Origin of the sequence: Cupriavidus sp. a3, assembly GCF_051015765.1 — a bacterium.
Classification (GTDB): domain Bacteria; phylum Pseudomonadota; class Gammaproteobacteria; order Burkholderiales; family Burkholderiaceae; genus Cupriavidus; species Cupriavidus oxalaticus_A.
Map to the genome: position 1 here is coordinate 147,237 of NZ_CP170644.1, position 15,333 is coordinate 162,569.

Consider the following 15,333-nt stretch of genomic DNA (forward strand, 5'->3'; position numbering starts at 1 on the left):
CGGGATCATCCCGAGGAGAAGCGGCAGATGAAACCCACCCTGAAGAAAATCGGCTCGCAGGTGATCGTGCTGACCGGCGCCACCAGTGGAGTGGGCCTGGTCACCGCGCGCAAGGCCGCCGCGCGGGGTGCGCGGCTGGTGCTGGTGGCGCGCAGCGAGGATTCGCTGCACAAGCTGGCCGAAGAGCTGCGCCAGCAGGGCGCCGAAGTCATCACTGTCGCTGCCGATGTGGGCCGGCACGAAGAGGTCGGCAAGGTCGCGCAGGCCGCGATCGAGCGCTTCGGTGGCTTCGACACATGGATCAACAATGCCGGCGTGACGATCTTCGGCCGCCACGGCGACGTGCCGCTGGAAGACCAGCGGCGGCTGTTCGACACCAACTACTGGGGCACCGTCCATGGCTCGCTGGCGGCGGCCGCGCACTTGCGCGAATGCGGCGGCGCCATCATCAACATGGGCAGCGAGGCCTCCGATGGGCCGCTGCCGCTGCAGAGCGCGTACGCGGCCTCGCAGCATGCGATCAAGGGCTTTACCGATTCGCTGCGGCTGGAGCTGGAACAGGAACAGGCGCCGGTCAGCATCACGCTGATCAAGCCCGCCGGCCTGGAAACGCCGCTGGCCATGCACGCCAAGAACTTCCTTGACGTCGAGCCGCGCCTGCCGCCACCGCTGTACGATCCGGCGCTGGCCGCCGATGCGATCCTGTTCGCCGCCGAGAACCCGCGCCGCGACCTGTTCGTCGGCGGGGCGGCCAAGGCTTTCTCCGCGGCGGCGTACCACACGCCGCATACCTTCGACCGCTTCATGCGCCGCTTCATGGGCCGTGCCCAGCAGACGCGCCACCCGGCCGGCCCGCTCGAGGACAACACACTGTACGGCAGCGGCAGCGGGCTGCAGGAGCGCAGCGGCACGCGCACCGCGCTGCAGTCGTGCCCCTATACGACCACGGCGCGGCATCCGGTGCTGGCCACCGCGCTGATCGTCGGCGCGTCCGCCGCGCTGGCGGCGGTGGTGCAGGCGCGCCGGGGGCGCTAGCCTTCCGCCCAGCCACACCGGAACCAGCGCGCCGCGTGGTGTGCGCCGTGGTCGCGGTCGGTGCCACGAACACCTATCATGGATCTGAATGCCCGCCGGCTGGCGGGCATTTGGCCGTGCCGCAGGCGTACCGCCTGCCGGCCATGGTGGCACGCCGGGCGCCCGCATCCGCCGTACTGCGCGTACTACGTATTGAATGGCCTGCCATGATCGTCCATTACCACGTAGGGTTTGTCCATGTCGGAGCCGCAAGCGACAAAAGGTGCCTGCGCGCCACATCTGGCAGAGGCGGGAGCCGTTCCCCCCGGGCGTGTCGGCCAGCCAACCGTTGAGCAATACCGGCGCCTGCTGGATGCGGTCGAGGACGTGGCGGTGTTCGAAACGGATGCAGAGGGCCTCATTGTGGCGTGGCCCGACTCCGCGCTCCGCGTATTCGGCTACCGCGCCGAAGACATCGCCGGCCGGCACTTCTCCTGCCTGCACCGCGCCGATGATGTCGCCGCCGGTTTGCCGCTGCAGTGGCAGCAGGCCGCGGCGCAGGCCGGCAGTGCCCGCGACCGGGGCTGGCGCGTGCGCCGGGACGGCAGCCAGTTGCAGGCCGCCTGTGTCATGCATGCGAGCGCCGGCGGCTTCGTGGTGGCTTGCCGCGATATCACCGTGCAGGAAGCCGCGTCCGATCACGCCCGCCTGGCCGAGTCGCGCCTGCAGCTGCTGGCCGACAACCTGCCCGGCACCGCGGTCTGCGAGCTGGACCTGGATGGCACCATCCGCAGCTGGAACGTCGGCGCGCAGGCCGTGACCGGATACACGGCGGCTGAGGCGGTCGGCAAGCCGCTGGCGCTCTTGTACACCGGGCCGGATGCCGCGGCCGGGCGCGACCGCGCGGCGCTGGAAGCCGCGCGCGCCTGCGGCCAGTGGGCCGGCGACGAGCGCCTGGCACGCCAGGATGGCGCGATCGTGCGCTGCCAGACCCGCATGGTGCTGGTGCGCGATGCCGCGGGTTGCCCGGCCGGGCTGCTCTGGACCGCGCGCGACATCAGCGACGCGCTGCGCCTGGAGCTGCTCGAATCCGGCAACCGGCGCCTGCAATCCTTCCTTGCCATCCTTGGGCACGAACTGCGCAACCCGCTGGCGCCGGTGCGCAATGCGGTCGAGGTGATCGCGCTGACGCCGGATGCCGATACCCGCATCCGCCATTGCGCCGCGATCATCGACCGGCAGTTGCGCCAGCTCGAGCGGCTGGTCAATGACCTGCTGGATGTCGGCCGCGTGACCGCGGGCAAGATGAAGATGGAGCTGACGCCTACGTCTTACAACGAAGTGGTCGGCAACAGCCTCGAGGCGATCCGGCCGGTGCTCGATGCCGCCGGCCAGCAGCTGGTAGCGGAGCTGCCCGCCGTCTCGCCGCACGTGCGCGCCGATGCCAACCGGCTGGGACAGGTGCTGTTCAACCTGCTCAGCAACGCCACCAAGTACACCCCGCGCGGCGGCACCGTGAGCGTGCGGGTCCACGTGGAGCCGGCGCGCGTGGTGACGACCGTCTCGGATACCGGCCGTGGCCTGCAGCGGGCGGCGCTGGACCGGATCTTCAACCTGTTCTCGCAGGAAAGCGAGGCCGGCAGCCGCAGCGGGCTCGGCGTCGGGCTGGCGCTGGCCAAGGCCGTGGTCGAAGCGCACGGCGGCGCGATCCAGGCCGACAGCGCCGGGCCGGGCAAGGGCAGCACCTTCACCGTGATCCTGCCGCGTGCCGGTGCGCCACGCCGCGAAGCGGCCGCACCGGCGCCGGGAACGCCGCCGCGGCGGCGCGTGCTGGTGGTCGACGACAATGCCGATTCCGCCGACAGCATGGCCGAACTGCTGATTATGCTCGGCCACGATGCGCGCGCGGCCCATGGCGGCTACCAGGCGCTGGCGCTGGCCGGCAGCTTCCGCCCCGACTGCGTGCTGCTGGACCTGGAGATGCCCGACATGTCGGGCTATGAAGTCCTGCAGGCGTTGCGCCAGACCTGCGGCGCGCAGGTGCGCTTCCTGGCGCTGACGGGGCGCGGCACCCCGGATGACCATCGGCGCAGCAAGCTGGCCGGCTTCCATGCGCACCTCACCAAGCCGCTGGCGATCGACGCGCTGTTGCGCGCGCTGGCCGATCCGGCCACCGGCGCTTCGCCGTCTCAGAGCGAGCGGTAGGCGTCCAGCCGGTTGTACAGCGTCTTGAGGCTGATGCCGAGCGCGCGCGCCGCCTGGCGCTTGTCGCCGTCGAAGCGCGCCAGCGTGGCCATGATGATCTCGCGCTGGGTATCGGCCAGCGTGGTGCCCACGCGCACGTTGACCACGCCGTCCACGGTGGTGGGCCGCGGCGGCTGCGTGGCCAGGTTGGGATTGCCGATCTCGACCACCTTGTCGGCGAGGATAAAGGCCCGGTAGACCGTGTTCTTCAGCTCGCGCACGTTGCCCGGCCAGTCATAGCGCACCAGCCGGTCAAGCGAAGCGGCCGAGAAGGCCTTGTCGCTGTGTTCCATCGCGTTGTATTCGGCGAGGAAGTGCCGCGCCAGCGGCACGATATCGTCCGGGCGCTCGCGCAGCGGCGGGATATGCAGCGGAAACACTGCCAGCCGGTACAGCAGGTCTTCGCGCAGCTGGCCGGTGCGCACGGCATCGACCGGATCGCGGTTGGTTGCGGCCAGGATGCGCACGTCGGTGACGATCGGCGTATCGCCGCCGACGCGGTGGAAGGTGCGGCTTTCCAGAACCCGCAACAATTTGATCTGCATCTCGAGCGGCATTTCGGTGACTTCGTCCAGGAACAGGGTGCCGCCCTGCGCCTGCTCGAAGTACCCCGCCTTCTGCTCGATCGCGCCGGTAAAACCGCCCTTCTCGTGCCCGAACAGCTCCGACTCGATCAGCGTCGGCTGGATCGCGCCGCAGTTGACGGCGATAAAGGGGCCGTTGCGCCGCGCGCTGCGCTCATGCACGGCGCGCGCCACCACTTCCTTGCCCGAGCCGCTTTCCCCCACCGCGAGCATGGTGACATCGGTCGGCGCCACCCGCTCCACCTGGGCCATCAGGCGCTGCATGGCCGGCGCGGTGCTTTCCCACAGCAGCGAGACCTGCGAGGGCACGGCCCGGCGCGGCGCGGCTTCCCCGGCCGCGGGGGAGAGGGGGGCCTGGCGGGCTGAGGCAGGGGCGGCGGCGCTGCGCCGAGGAGGCGTGGTGGTCACTGGCACGATCGAAGGCAGGGCTTGGCGAGCTTGTCGTGTGAGGGTGGGAAGTTCCTATGCTAGCCTTTGCCAGAGGGCCTTGCCATAGCCGCGCGGTCCCGCGCGGAAAGGTCCGACAGCGGTGTCAGACAGACACTGGCAACCTTGGCCCCAGGCCGGGCTTAGACTTTTATTACGCAGTGGACTGGCAGTATGCAGTCGGAACCGTGCCGCACCTGTCCTGAATTGCCCGGAATGCCTGCCTTGCCGCGCTTCGCATGGCGCGCGGCGGCGGCTGCGGTACCTGGCGCCGGGCCGGAATCCGGACAGGCGTTCTTTGCTGGTTCCGCAGAAGTTTCCATTAAGTCTCACTGACGGATCGTATGCCCCACATCCTGATTGTCGATGACGATGAAAACGCATGTGCCGCGCTGGCGGAGATCGTGGCCATGGAAGGTTTCACTTCCGCCACCGCCGGCAGCCTGCGCGAAGCCCGGCTGCAGTTCGGCTGGCACATGCCTGACGCGATCGTTGCCGACCTGCGCCTGCCCGACGGCAACGGCATGGAGCTGTTCGACGAGGTCGGCGCCTCCGGCGTCGAAGTGATCCTGACCACCGGCTATGCCAGCGTCGAAAGCGCGGTCGAGGCCCTGCGCGCCGGCGCTACCGACTACCTGGTCAAGCCGATCAACGTGGCGCGGCTGCAGACCGTGCTCAAGCGCCTGGCCACCACCGGCGAGCTGCGCGCCGAAATCCATTCGCTGCGCGGCGAACTGCGCCGCTACGGCCGCTTCGGCCGGCTGATGGGCAGCTCGGAGGTGATGCAGACGGTCTATGACCAGCTCGCGCGCGTGGCGCCCACCGAGGCCACGGTGCTGCTGATCGGCGAAAGCGGCACCGGCAAGGAGCTGGCCGCGCAGACCGTGCATGAGCTGTCGTCGCGGCGGCGCCAGCCCTTCCTCGCGGTCAATTGCGGTGCGATCTCGCCCACGCTGATCGAGAGCGAAATGTTTGGCCACGAGCGCGGCAGTTTTACCGGCGCCGACCGCCAGCACAAGGGCTACTTCGAGCGCGCCGACGGCGGCACGCTGTTTCTCGACGAAATCACCGAGATGCCGGCCGAGCTGCAGGTCAAGCTGCTGCGCGTGCTGGAGACCGGCACCTTCATGCGAGTGGGCACCAACCGCGAATGCCATGCCGACGTGCGCGTGCTGGCCGCCACCAACCGCAACCCGGAAGAGGCCGTGGCCGACGGCAAGCTGCGCGCCGACCTGTTCCACCGCCTCAACGTGTTCCCGGTGGAGCTACCGCCGCTGCGCGCGCGCGGCGACGACGTGATCCAGATCGCCAACCTGATGCTGGACCAGCTCAACGGCGAGCAGGGCACGCAGCGGCGCTTCGCCCCCAACGTGCTCGACAGCCTGCGCCTGCATGCCTGGCCGGGCAATGTGCGCGAACTGCGCAATTTCGTGCAGCGCGCCTTTATCATGGCCGACGAGGATCTCATCACCGAGGTGCAGGTGCCGCTGCAGGTGGCGGCCACGCAGGCCCCCGGCGCGGCGGTGGTGTCGGTGCCGGTAGGCATGTCGCTGGCCGACGCCGACCGCCAGCTGATCTTCGCCACGCTGGAGCAATGCGCCGGCGTCAAGAAGCATGCTGCCGAGATCCTCGGCATCAGCCTGAAGACTTTGTACAACCGGCTGGAAGATTATGCCGCCCGCGGGGAGCTGCCCGAGTGGCTGCGCGCCTCGCGCAATGACACGGGATCGTCCGCGACCGGTTGACTGGCCTGGGACGCCATGTGGGCTGGCCTCCCGGCGCTGCGCGCAGCACGTTTCTTGCTTCTACGCCAAGTAGCCAACCTGGCCGCCCAGACGCCAATCCGACCATGACGCAACCGCAGCCGCCGTCCAACCTGCCGGACGTTTCTGACGATCAAGCCACGGATGTGGCTGCCGGCGCGGACACCGCCGAAACGGCCGCGGTGCGCGCGGTGCAGGAAGTCAGCACGCTGATCGAGCAGTCGGCCCATGACCTTCGTTCATCGCTCAATGCCATCCAGAGCTGGGCCTACGTGCTGGACCGCGCCTTCGATGCGGCGCCGGCCCCGGCGCAGCGCGCGCTCGACGGGATTCGCGCCGGCACCCAGCAGCAGCTGGCGCTGATCGAGGAAATGGAGGAATCGGTGCGACTGCTGGCCGACGAGCGCCCGCCGAGCTGGCAACGCATCGACCTGCTCGACGCCGCCGCGCAGGCCATTGCCGACCGCCGTCCGGCCGCCGAGGCGCGAGGGGTGCTGCTGGCCCCCGTCACCACCGACGGCGCGGGGGATGGCGCGTATGGCATCGACGGCGATGCGAACCGCCTCGTCCCGTTGCTGCGGCACCTGCTGGTGCATTGCATCTGGCGCGCGCCGGCGGGCGGCTCGGTGGCCATGCATCTGTTCGGCGAGCCTGCCCACGTGAAGCTGCGCATCGCCGAGAGCCCGCCGCTGGACCAGCAGCGCAGCGCCAGCCGGCTGGCGGCACTGACCGACTTCTTCGGCCGTCGCGCCGCGCCCGACGGTGGCAGCCAGGCGCGGCAAAGCACTGCGCTGCTGCTCACGCGGCGCATGGTCGAGATGCATGGCGCCCTGCTCAGCGCCGAAGGCGATGGCTGCGACGCGGACAAGATCAGCGTCTGCATCGCCGTCAGGTTCCCGCGCCAGCCACGTACGGCGTGACATCGCGCGCTGCGCGCCCAGCTTCCATCCTTTGCTTGACGATGTAGTTTTTACCGGCAGGTCTGTCGCGCAGCGCATTGGCCGAGCGCCGGTGGCGTGTCCGGCGTGGCGCCTGGCGGGCATGTAGCGCGCGTCGGTCAGGCCCGGGCGGTCTGGCCCGGCCTTTGCATGGGTCAGTCACCCAACCAAGGAGGGAACAACCATGCCTAACGCCAGCCGCAAGTCCGACAAGGCCGCGCAGGTTGCCCGCAAGCCGTCCGGCGCGAAATCCTCGGCATCCACCGCAAGATCCTCGGCCAAGCCTGGCGCGCGATCGGCCGCCAAGCCGGCTGCAAAGACTGCGACCAGGGCCGCGGCAAAACCAGCGGCCAAGCCGGCAGCCAAGCCGGCCAAGCCAGCCGCCAAGCCTGCTGCAAAGACCGCTGCCAAGACCGCTGCCAAGACCGCTACCAAGACCGCTACCAAGACCGCTACCAAGACCGCGGCCCGCCCTGCAGCCAAGGCCGCCGCGAAGGCTGACAAGCCGCAGGCGATGCGCGCCAGCGCCGCTTCCGACAAGCCCCAGCGCGGCAAGGAGGCCAGGACGTACCAGGCCGCCGTCGACGACTCCCTGGAGATGACCTTCCCGGCCAGCGACCCGATCTCGCCGAGCGCCGCCATGCACGCCGAAAGGAAGACGCAGACCGCGCGCGACGACGTCGACTGGAAGCTCAAGCGCGGCAGCGCGCAGCAGCCCGTCGGGGCCAAGCCCGCGGGTCAGCGCAAGGGCAGCATGCGCGGCCGCTAGCGTAGCCAATGCGCGATTCCGATCAACAAGACATGGAGCCAGCATGACCGCTATCGTCGCAGGTCGATTCGACAGCTTCAGTACCGCCGAATCCGTCGCCAGCCGCCTCAAGGCACGCGGTTTCGCGGACCAGGACCTTAGCCTGTTCTACGTCAATCCGCCCGGGCAGCACGCTGCCTACGCGGTGGGCGGCGACCACGCGGCCGATGCCGGCGCGCGCAAGTCCGGCGCCGGTGCCATTGCCGGTGTAGTGATCGGCGCCGCGGCCGGCGCTGCCGTGGGTGCGATGCTGGTGTCGGCGCTGGCCGCTGTACCGCCGGTATCGATCCTGGTGCTGGTAATTGCCGTGGGCCTGGGCGCGTACCTCGGTTCGCTCGCGGGCGCGCTGGCGCTGGCGCGCGACGGGCGCCGCAATCCGGTGACCGGCCAGCCGCCGGTGCGCAACGCCGGCGTGCTGCTGGCCGCGCACGTTTCCAGCGGCGACACCGCCGCGGTCGCGGACCTGCTGCGCCGGGAAGGCGCCAAGGACGTGGAGCGTGCGGACGGGCAATGGGTCGATGGCCGCTGGGTGGATTTCGACCCGCTGGTGCCGCCGGTGCCGGCAGACGGGCGACGCCAGGCACCGGGCAGCCGGCCCCGCGCGGAATGATTTTTTTGCAGCGACTTGTTGCAGCCAACCCGAAACGGAGGTGTCCATGACCCAAGTCCAACCTGAATCCCCTGGCGAACAGCCGCGCGGCGCATCGATCGTCGGCGGCATCGACCGCAATTCCCCGGGCCCGGGCCCGTTCGTGATGGCCGCCGATACGCTCGAGGGCAACAAGGTGGTCGACCCGGCGGGCGACGACATCGGAACCATCGATCACATCATGATCGATGTCCTTGGCGGCCGGGTCGCGTATGCGGTGCTGGCCATGGGCGGCTTTCTCGGCATCGGCGAAAAGCTCTTTGCCTTGCCGTGGTCCGCGCTGACGCTGGACACGCGCCGCAAGTGCTTCGTGCTCGGCGTCGAGAAAGATCGTCTCAAGGCCGCACCCGGGTTTGACAAGGACCACTGGCCGAGCATGGCCGATTCGCAGTGGGCCACCAGCATCCACCAGTACTACGGCATTTCGCCGTATTGGGAAGCGGACCGCTACGATCCGTGGGGCTGAGCAAGGGAGACAGCGCTGTGAGCCAGTGAGCGATGAACGAGGCGCCGGATCCGATCCGGCGCTTCTATTTTTTGGGGAGTCAGACCTTGTGGTTGATCTGCCCATACGGGCGCTGCGATGGGTCGGCTTGCATGCCGCTGTCTTCGGGCTGCGCCGGCGCCTCCGGTGGCGGTTCATGACGCAGCGACAGCGCGTTGTGCACGCCGAGCACCCCGGCGCTGACGGCCGCGGCTTTTTCGATGCGCTGCGCGGTGTCGGCGTCCTCCACGCAGCCCCGCACGGTGACCCGGCGATCCGAGACTTCGAGCGTCACGCCGTCGGGAAAGCGGCCGTCGCATGCCGCGGCGATCTCGGCGCGCACCGCCACGCGCAGCGCTTCGTCGTCGGCGGCGGATGGGGAAGGGGCGTTCTCGTTCATTTCGGCTCCTCGACAGATAAACCCTGTCCGGCGCAAGAACCATTCCCGCGCAAGCTGCCAGCGGCATGCGCGCCGCGCGCGGCGGAAACGCAAGCCGTGTGCCGCGGATTGCCAGGCAAGTGCTGCGCGCGTTGTAGGACTGCGCCCGCTGCACATCGGCCCCATGCCCTCCATACAATGAAATCAGCATGCCGCGGCGCCGGCGCACCGCGCGAACGAGCAAGGCGCAACAGAGGAGCGCAACGATGAGCAAGTCCAGCCCGAACCTGCCGCGCGTCAATCATCAGCCAGCGTCTAGGCGTGACAGCGTATTGCACGCGTTTGACCGCTTCGCGGGTGGTGCCACGCGCCGAGCCGGCTCTCCCACTGCATTTGTGCTCGCGCTCGGCGTGGTGGCCGCCTGGGCCATCACCGGGCCCATGTTCGGGTTCTCCGAGACCTGGCAGCTGGTCATCAACACCGGCACCACCATCGTCACCTTCCTGATGGTGTTCCTGATCCAGCAGAGCCAGAACAAGGACGCCGTCGCGGTCCACCTCAAGCTCAACGAGCTGCTGGCCTCGCACCGCGAAGCCAGCAACATGCTGGTCTCGATCGAAGACCTCGACGAGGAAGAGTTGCGGCAGCTGGTGAACTTCTACCGCCACCTGGCCGAGCTGGCCGATAAGGAAAACGGGCTCAAGATGAGCCATTCGCTGGACGAGGCGCGCGAGAACCACGCGGCCAAGCAGCAGGCCCGCGCCTCGCGGCAGTACCGCCCGAAGGACGGCGGCAGCGGCGCCGATGCGCATGCCATTGCCGACGCCAGTCCATAAGCCGCTCTACCGGGCAGCGGCACGCATGCCGTTTGCCGCGGTAGTCGTCAACTTGTCGCGCCAACCAGGTCATCGAGCAAGGAGCCACCCCGTGTCCGATCCGAACAAGGCAAGCAAGCGCAAGCAGATGGAAGCGGCCGGCGCTGCGTCCCGCACGGTCATGGTGTACGGCTGCGACTCGCTGGGGCAGCCGGACAGCCACCTTGGCACCACCATGGCCAATATCGCGCGCAAGGTGGCCGAGATCGCGGGGATCGGCTACGCCGGCACCTATGATGAAACCGCGCCCGGCCAGCCGCGGCCCTACCTGGTGCCGGCGCAGACGCTGGTCGGGCAGGACCTTGCCGCGCGCCTTGGCGTGCAGGGAAAGGGCGACCTGTTCGGCGGCGTGGTGCCGTACGCGTTCGTCGCCACCAAGGCGATCACGCACGGCCTGGTCGAGCCGGGCGCGGCTGCGCCCGAAGGATGGAGCGACGCTTTCGTGCAGCGTGTGGTCGGCGCCACCCTGCCGGGCTTTACTGCGTTCACCCTTGCCGATGCGCGCACCGCCGGCACGCGCCTGCTGGCACTGGGTCCGGTGCGGCTGAAGGAGCCATGCGGCATCGGCGGGCTGGGCCAGTGCGTGGTCGACAGCGCGCGCGCGCTGGACGAAGCGCTTGCCGCCATGCCCGCTGCGGTGGTGGAGGCCCACGGCATCGTGGTGGAACGCGACCTCGACGCGCCGCAGACCTATAGCGTCGGCCAGGTGGAATTGGCCGGGCTGCGCGCCAGCTATTGCGGCACGCAGGGTCTGACGCAGAACAACCGTGGCCAGAAGGTCTACGGCGGCTCGACGCTGACGGTGGTGCGCGGCGGTTTCGACACGCTGCTGGAGCAGCCGTTCGACGCACGGACGCTGGCCGCGGTGCGCGCGGCGATGGTGTACCACGATGCCGCGCTGTCCTGCTATGGCGGCATGGTGCTGACCCGCTGCAACTACGACGTGGCCTTCGGCCCGGCCGCTGGTCCCGACGCCGACCGCGAGCAGGTGCTCGGCGGCGTGCTCGAGCAGTCGTGGCGCGTAGGCGGTGCCACCGGTGCCGAGCTGGCGGCACTGGAGGCGCTGCGCAACGATCCGGACCGCGCCCGCGTGGTCGCATCCACGCGCGAGGTGTATGGCGCCAACGTGCGGGTGCCCGCCGGCGCCGTGATCTATTTCCAGGGAGAGGACCGCCACGTCGGCCCCCTGACCAAGTACGCAAGGCTGGAGCCCGATTCCCATGGCAACCCATGAAGAACTGCTGCAGATCCAGAGCGAGGGCGGCACCATTGCCGGCACCCTCATCAGTCCGGAGACGAAGTTGCCGGGCGTGCTGTTCGTGCACGGCTGGGGCGGCAGCCAGCAGCAATACCTGGCGCGCGCGCGCAAGGTTGCGGGGCTGGGCTGCGTCTGCCTGACCTTCGACCTGACCGGCCACGCCGGCACCAGGTCGCAATACGAGACCGTCACCCGCATGCGCAACCTGGCCGATGTGGTCGCCGCGTACGACACGCTGGTACGGCAGCCGGAAGTCGATCGCAACGCCATCGCGGTGGTGGGCAGCAGCTACGGCGGCTACCTGGCGGCGCTGCTGAGCGCGATGCGCCCGGTGCGCTGGATGGGTTTCCGCGCGCCGGCGCTGTACATGGATTCCGGCTGGGAACTGCCCAAGCGCCAGCTGCACCGCGAACAGGATCTGGTGGCGTACCGGCGCAGCGTGGTCGCGCCCGAAGACAACCGCGCCGTGCGCGCCTGCGCGGAATTCGGCGGCGACGTGCTGGTGATCGAATCCGAGCACGACCAGGTGGTTCCGCACGCCGCGGTGATGAGCTATGTCGACGCCTGCGTGCATGCCAACTCGATGACCTACCGCGTGATCAAGGGCGCCGACCATGGGCTGACCGAGGAGGAGAGCCAGCGCGCGTACAGCAGCCTGCTGGTCAACTGGCTGCGCGAGATGATCACCGTGGCGCGCGCCGGCCCGGTCAGCGCCGACAGTGCCTTGCAGCCCAAGCCGCCACGCGCGGCGCCGGAGCCCGACGGCGATGCTGCCGGCATGGGCGGGGAGCTGCCCTCGTCAGCCCCGGCCAGTGCCGGATAGTGCCCGGATAGTGCCCGGATAATGCCCGGATAGTGCCGGCCCCGGAACGCAACGCGCATGGACAGCATCCTCACCGCCACCGAGCCCGCCGCGACGCTTGACGCCGTGCTGCGCGATGCCGGCCTGCGCTATGTCGACGACAGCAGCCCTGGCATTACCCGGTGCCGCCAGGGCAGCGGCTTCAGCTATATCGATCCCGATGGCGAACGCGTGCGCGACGCAACCACGCTGGCCCGCATTGCCGCGCTGGCCATCCCTCCGGCGTACGAGTCGGTGTGGATCTGCCCGGATGCGCGCGGCCACCTGCAGGCCACGGGGCGAGACGCGCGCGGGCGCAAGCAGTACGTCTACCACCCCGAATGGGCGGCACTGCGCGATTCAGACAAGTACGCGCGCCTGCCAGCCTTCGGCGCGGTGCTGCCACGGCTGCGCGCCCGTGCCGCGCGCGACCTGGGCCGCAACGGCATGCCGCGTGAAAAGGTCGTGGCGGCGGTGGTGGTGCTGCTCGATGCCACGCTGGTGCGGGTGGGCTCGCCGCGCTACGCGCAGCAGAACCGCACTTATGGCCTGACCACGCTGCGGCGCCGGCATGTGACCGTGCGCGGCAGCCGGCTGCGCTTCCAGTTCACCGGCAAGAGCGGCATCACCCACGACGTCTCGGTCAACGACCCGCGCCTGGCGCGCGTCGTGCGCAACTGCGCCGACCTGCCGGGCCAGCGGCTGTTCAAGTACCGCGACAGCGACGGCGAGATCCGCGAGATCGGCTCGGCCGACGTGAATGCCTACCTGAAGGAGGCGACGGGCGGCGAATTCACCGCCAAGGATTTCCGCACCTGGGCCGGCAGCGTGCATGCGCTGGCAATCCTGCGCAAGCTGCCGGAAGCCGCCAGCGAAACCGCGCGCAAGAAGGCCGTGGCCGACGCGATCCGGGAGGTGGCGCGACAGCTGCGCAATACCATGGCGGTTTGCCGCAAGTGCTATGTGCATCCCGGCGTCATCGAGGCTTACCTGTGCGGTGTGCTCGAAGCCGGCGGAAAGGCGCCGACGGTGGCCAGGCTGCGCGCTGACGAAGCCCGCTTGCTGCATTTGCTGCAAGCGGTGCGGCGCGATGACTGAGCGGCCAATTGCCGGGCATCGGGCCGGCCGTCGGGCCGGGGCGTCAGCCGCCACCGGGCTTCAGCACCGCAGCGGACCGATATAGCCGGGCAGTTCGCGCGCACCCGCGGCATGCGCCAGGCGGAACGCGCGCGTCAGGGCGTCGGCGAAGTGATGCGCCGTGTCGAACGGACCCGGCACATTGCGGCGGAAATAATCGGCCCAGCGGAAATCCGGGTAGGCGGTCTTGACCTTGCGATAGCCCCCGGCGAGCTGCACGAATGCTTCAAGACTGCGGTAGGGGTCGTCGCGCATGTCGTGGACGGCCACGGGCAGCTCGGTCAGCGGCCGGCGGCGGCCGTGCTCGTCATAGGGGTGGACCAGGTGGTTGGTGACCATGTAGCGCCAGAACGCCGGCACGTCGAGGTCGCTGACATCGGCGCGGACAATGCCGGGCACGTGGCTCAGGCCGAGGTCGTGCCAGGCGCGCACCCAGTGGTGATGGTCGACCACGTAGAGGCCCTGTTCCGGCCCGATTATCAGGTGGACGCGGTGCCGGTCCAGGAACGCTGCGCGGTGCTCGGGCGGCACGCGGCGCGTTGCGTGGACCTTTTGCGCGACGTGGTAGCCGCCGACAGTGATCTGGGTCGGGTGCAGCGCGTCCAGGGGCACCATCAGCTTGGCACCACGACGAAGTTTGCGGGGATGGCGTGGCATATCGGCGCGGCGCGGCCAGGCGCTTCTTAGACGCGCCGCGCCGGATGACTGGCGCTCAGCTCTTGTTCAGCGTGCGCTCCGGCGACGTGCCGGTATCCGCCGCGCTGCCGGCAGTGTCTTCGCCACCAACCTCGGAGCCCGCGGCCCATGCCGAGCCCTGGCCGCCTTGCCCGCGTTCCACGCGCAGCCGGTTGTCGACCTCGGTCACGCCGAACACCGCATCGGCGATTTCCTCGATGACATACTTCTCGCGGCGCTCGCGCACGGTGCCGTCCAGCGTGACCACGCCGTTGGCGACTTCCACGCTGACTTCGCCGACATCGATGTAGGGATTCATGGCGAGGCGCTCGCAGACGTCCTCGCGCACCCGCTCATCCGAGCGGCGGTAGCCCTTGGGGCCGGTCATGCGCCTGCCGGCTTGCTGGCTGCGCTGGCTCCATCCCTGCGCGGCCGCCTGCTGGCCAAAGGCCCGGCTGCGGCGATAGCCGTAGTCGTCCGGGTAGACCCGCTGCCCGCCGCTGAATGACTGGCCGCCGCTGGCGGAATCGCCATAGTAGCCGCTGCCATAGCTCGGCTCGCCGCCGCGCTGGCCGCGGTCGCGCTCCATGCCTTCGCGCCAGTGCATGGCGCGGCCGCCGCGCTCGCCACGTTGGCCCCGCTCATCGCGCTCATCGCGCTCATCGCGCTCGCCGCCACGGCCGCGCGGCCCGAAGCGGTCTTCGTCGCGGTAACCATAGCCCGATTCGCGCTCCTGGGCGTGATAGCCGCTGTCTTGCGCCGACGGACGGTAGCCGCCGTAGCCGCTGCTGTAAGGATGGCCGGTGCCGCCGGCATCCGATGCGCCATAGCCCGGCTGGCCCCAGCTGCCGCGGCCCTGGCCGGAGGGCGTGTCCTGCTGGTACCACGGACCGCCGTGGCGCGCGGATTCGCTGCCGCGGCGTTCATCGTCACGTTCGTTGCCGTACTGGCCACCCGAGCGGCCGCGGCTTTCGCCGCGCCACTCGCCGCGGCCCTCGCGCTCGTCACTGCGCTCGTCACCGCGCCAGTCTTCGCCCCATTCCTGGCCCCAGTCTTCCGAGCCGCTGCCCCGGCTCTCGTCGCGCCGGCCCGCTTGCTGGCGCTGGCCCTGATTTCCGCCGCGGCTGCCGCGGTCGTTGCGGAAGTTGAACATTGCTTGCCTCCTGGCTGAATGGTCCGGCTGGGCCGTTGCCTGCGCAAAGCTGGCTGCGGCGCCGGGCCGTTGAAGTGCGGTGGTTTCCGCAGGGTTTCCGCAGGG

15 protein-coding genes are annotated in these 15,333 nt (G+C 69.7%); 11 read left to right on the forward strand and 4 right to left on the reverse strand.

Translation table 11 applies throughout. From position 1 onward, the window contains the following. Window positions 1-27 precede the first annotated feature (27 nt). Together ACAD63_RS22615 and ACAD63_RS22620 are read left to right on the forward strand one after the other, a co-directional pair. Window positions 28-1,035, forward strand: a complete 1,008-nt coding sequence (locus tag ACAD63_RS22615; protein ID WP_133096003.1) for an SDR family oxidoreductase — start codon at window positions 28-30, stop codon at window positions 1,033-1,035. Between the two features lie 237 nt (window positions 1,036-1,272). Beyond that, window positions 1,273-3,219, forward strand: coding sequence for a hybrid sensor histidine kinase/response regulator (locus ACAD63_RS22620; RefSeq protein ID WP_135703257.1), 1,947 nt, complete (start codon window positions 1,273-1,275; stop codon window positions 3,217-3,219). Here the strand turns inward: ACAD63_RS22620 and ACAD63_RS22625 are convergent. Then, complete coding sequence (locus ACAD63_RS22625) at window positions 3,204-4,256, reverse strand: sigma-54 interaction domain-containing protein (RefSeq protein ID WP_135703256.1); 1,053 nt, start codon at window positions 4,254-4,256, stop codon at window positions 3,204-3,206. The two genes, ACAD63_RS22620 and ACAD63_RS22625, sit on opposite strands and share 16 nt — an antisense overlap. 356 nt (window positions 4,257-4,612) lie before the next feature. Here ACAD63_RS22625 and ACAD63_RS22630 point away from each other — a divergent pair, with 356 nt between their 5' ends. The 5 genes from ACAD63_RS22630 to ACAD63_RS22650 all read left to right on the forward strand — a co-directional run bounded on the left by ACAD63_RS22630 (window position 4,613) and on the right by ACAD63_RS22650 (window position 8,892). After that, window positions 4,613-6,013: a sigma-54-dependent transcriptional regulator gene (locus tag ACAD63_RS22630; protein WP_133096000.1), complete on the forward strand. Its 1,401-nt coding sequence runs from the start codon at window positions 4,613-4,615 to the stop codon at window positions 6,011-6,013. Between the two features lie 104 nt (window positions 6,014-6,117). After that, on the forward strand, window positions 6,118-6,951 hold the full coding sequence (locus ACAD63_RS22635; protein WP_195430216.1) for a sensor histidine kinase: 834 nt from the start codon (window positions 6,118-6,120) through the stop codon (window positions 6,949-6,951). Between the two features lie 202 nt (window positions 6,952-7,153). Further along, the gene (locus tag ACAD63_RS22640) at window positions 7,154-7,738 is read left to right on the forward strand and encodes a hypothetical protein (RefSeq protein WP_434034379.1); all 585 of its coding nucleotides are present in this window, start codon (window positions 7,154-7,156) and stop codon (window positions 7,736-7,738) included. A gap of 43 nt (window positions 7,739-7,781) precedes the next feature. Then, window positions 7,782-8,387, forward strand: a complete 606-nt coding sequence (locus ACAD63_RS22645) for a hypothetical protein (protein WP_135703254.1) — start codon at window positions 7,782-7,784, stop codon at window positions 8,385-8,387. Between the two features lie 46 nt (window positions 8,388-8,433). Next, complete coding sequence (locus ACAD63_RS22650) at window positions 8,434-8,892, forward strand: PRC-barrel domain-containing protein (protein ID WP_133095996.1); 459 nt, start codon at window positions 8,434-8,436, stop codon at window positions 8,890-8,892. Window positions 8,893-8,971: 79 nt separating this feature from the next. Here ACAD63_RS22650 and ACAD63_RS22655 read toward each other — a convergent pair whose 3' ends face one another. Further along, a complete protein-coding gene (locus ACAD63_RS22655; protein ID WP_133095995.1) occupies window positions 8,972-9,310 on the reverse strand; it encodes a BON domain-containing protein in 339 nt (112 codons plus the stop codon). 245 nt (window positions 9,311-9,555) lie between these two features. On the opposite strand from ACAD63_RS22655, the gene ACAD63_RS22660 reads away from it, so the two are divergent. The 4 genes from ACAD63_RS22660 to ACAD63_RS22675 all read left to right on the forward strand — a co-directional run bounded on the left by ACAD63_RS22660 (window position 9,556) and on the right by ACAD63_RS22675 (window position 13,361). After that, the gene (locus ACAD63_RS22660; RefSeq protein ID WP_434034380.1) at window positions 9,556-10,125 is read left to right on the forward strand and encodes a low affinity iron permease family protein; all 570 of its coding nucleotides are present in this window, start codon (window positions 9,556-9,558) and stop codon (window positions 10,123-10,125) included. A gap of 91 nt (window positions 10,126-10,216) precedes the next feature. Then, a complete protein-coding gene (locus tag ACAD63_RS22665; RefSeq protein WP_133095993.1) occupies window positions 10,217-11,398 on the forward strand; it encodes a DUF3182 family protein in 1,182 nt (393 codons plus the stop codon). After that, a complete protein-coding gene (locus ACAD63_RS22670) occupies window positions 11,385-12,245 on the forward strand; it encodes an alpha/beta hydrolase family protein (RefSeq protein WP_135703252.1) in 861 nt (286 codons plus the stop codon). The genes ACAD63_RS22665 and ACAD63_RS22670 overlap by 14 nt, the downstream gene beginning before the upstream one ends. A gap of 57 nt (window positions 12,246-12,302) precedes the next feature. Beyond that, a complete protein-coding gene (locus tag ACAD63_RS22675; protein ID WP_133095991.1) occupies window positions 12,303-13,361 on the forward strand; it encodes a DNA topoisomerase IB in 1,059 nt (352 codons plus the stop codon). Between the two features lie 60 nt (window positions 13,362-13,421). Here ACAD63_RS22675 and ACAD63_RS22680 read toward each other — a convergent pair whose 3' ends face one another. Next, complete coding sequence (locus ACAD63_RS22680) at window positions 13,422-14,057, reverse strand: ParB-like protein (protein WP_135703251.1); 636 nt, start codon at window positions 14,055-14,057, stop codon at window positions 13,422-13,424. Window positions 14,058-14,112: 55 nt separating this feature from the next. Further along, window positions 14,113-15,228 (reverse strand): BON domain-containing protein, encoded by a 1,116-nt coding sequence (locus tag ACAD63_RS22685; RefSeq protein WP_434034381.1) that lies wholly within the window; start codon window positions 15,226-15,228, stop codon window positions 14,113-14,115. Between the last annotated feature and the right edge of the window lie 105 nt (window positions 15,229-15,333).

Coding starts and splice junctions, on each gene's coding strand:
- ACAD63_RS22680 (WP_135703251.1), bottom strand. CDS start 14,057: ATGCCACGCCATCCCCGCAAACTTCGTCGTGGTGCCAAGCTGATGGTG.
- ACAD63_RS22655 (WP_133095995.1), bottom strand. CDS start 9,310: ATGAACGAGAACGCCCCTTCCCCATCCGCCGCCGACGACGAAGCGCTG.
- ACAD63_RS22620 (WP_135703257.1), top strand. CDS start 1,273: ATGTCGGAGCCGCAAGCGACAAAAGGTGCCTGCGCGCCACATCTGGCA.
- ACAD63_RS22615 (WP_133096003.1), top strand. CDS start 28: ATGAAACCCACCCTGAAGAAAATCGGCTCGCAGGTGATCGTGCTGACC.
- ACAD63_RS22650 (WP_133095996.1), top strand. CDS start 8,434: ATGACCCAAGTCCAACCTGAATCCCCTGGCGAACAGCCGCGCGGCGCA.
- ACAD63_RS22630 (WP_133096000.1), top strand. CDS start 4,613: ATGCCCCACATCCTGATTGTCGATGACGATGAAAACGCATGTGCCGCG.
- ACAD63_RS22685 (WP_434034381.1), bottom strand. CDS start 15,228: ATGTTCAACTTCCGCAACGACCGCGGCAGCCGCGGCGGAAATCAGGGC.
- ACAD63_RS22670 (WP_135703252.1), top strand. CDS start 11,385: ATGGCAACCCATGAAGAACTGCTGCAGATCCAGAGCGAGGGCGGCACC.
- ACAD63_RS22640 (WP_434034379.1), top strand. CDS start 7,154: ATGCCTAACGCCAGCCGCAAGTCCGACAAGGCCGCGCAGGTTGCCCGC.
- ACAD63_RS22645 (WP_135703254.1), top strand. CDS start 7,782: ATGACCGCTATCGTCGCAGGTCGATTCGACAGCTTCAGTACCGCCGAA.
- ACAD63_RS22635 (WP_195430216.1), top strand. CDS start 6,118: ATGACGCAACCGCAGCCGCCGTCCAACCTGCCGGACGTTTCTGACGAT.
- ACAD63_RS22660 (WP_434034380.1), top strand. CDS start 9,556: ATGAGCAAGTCCAGCCCGAACCTGCCGCGCGTCAATCATCAGCCAGCG.
- ACAD63_RS22675 (WP_133095991.1), top strand. CDS start 12,303: ATGGACAGCATCCTCACCGCCACCGAGCCCGCCGCGACGCTTGACGCC.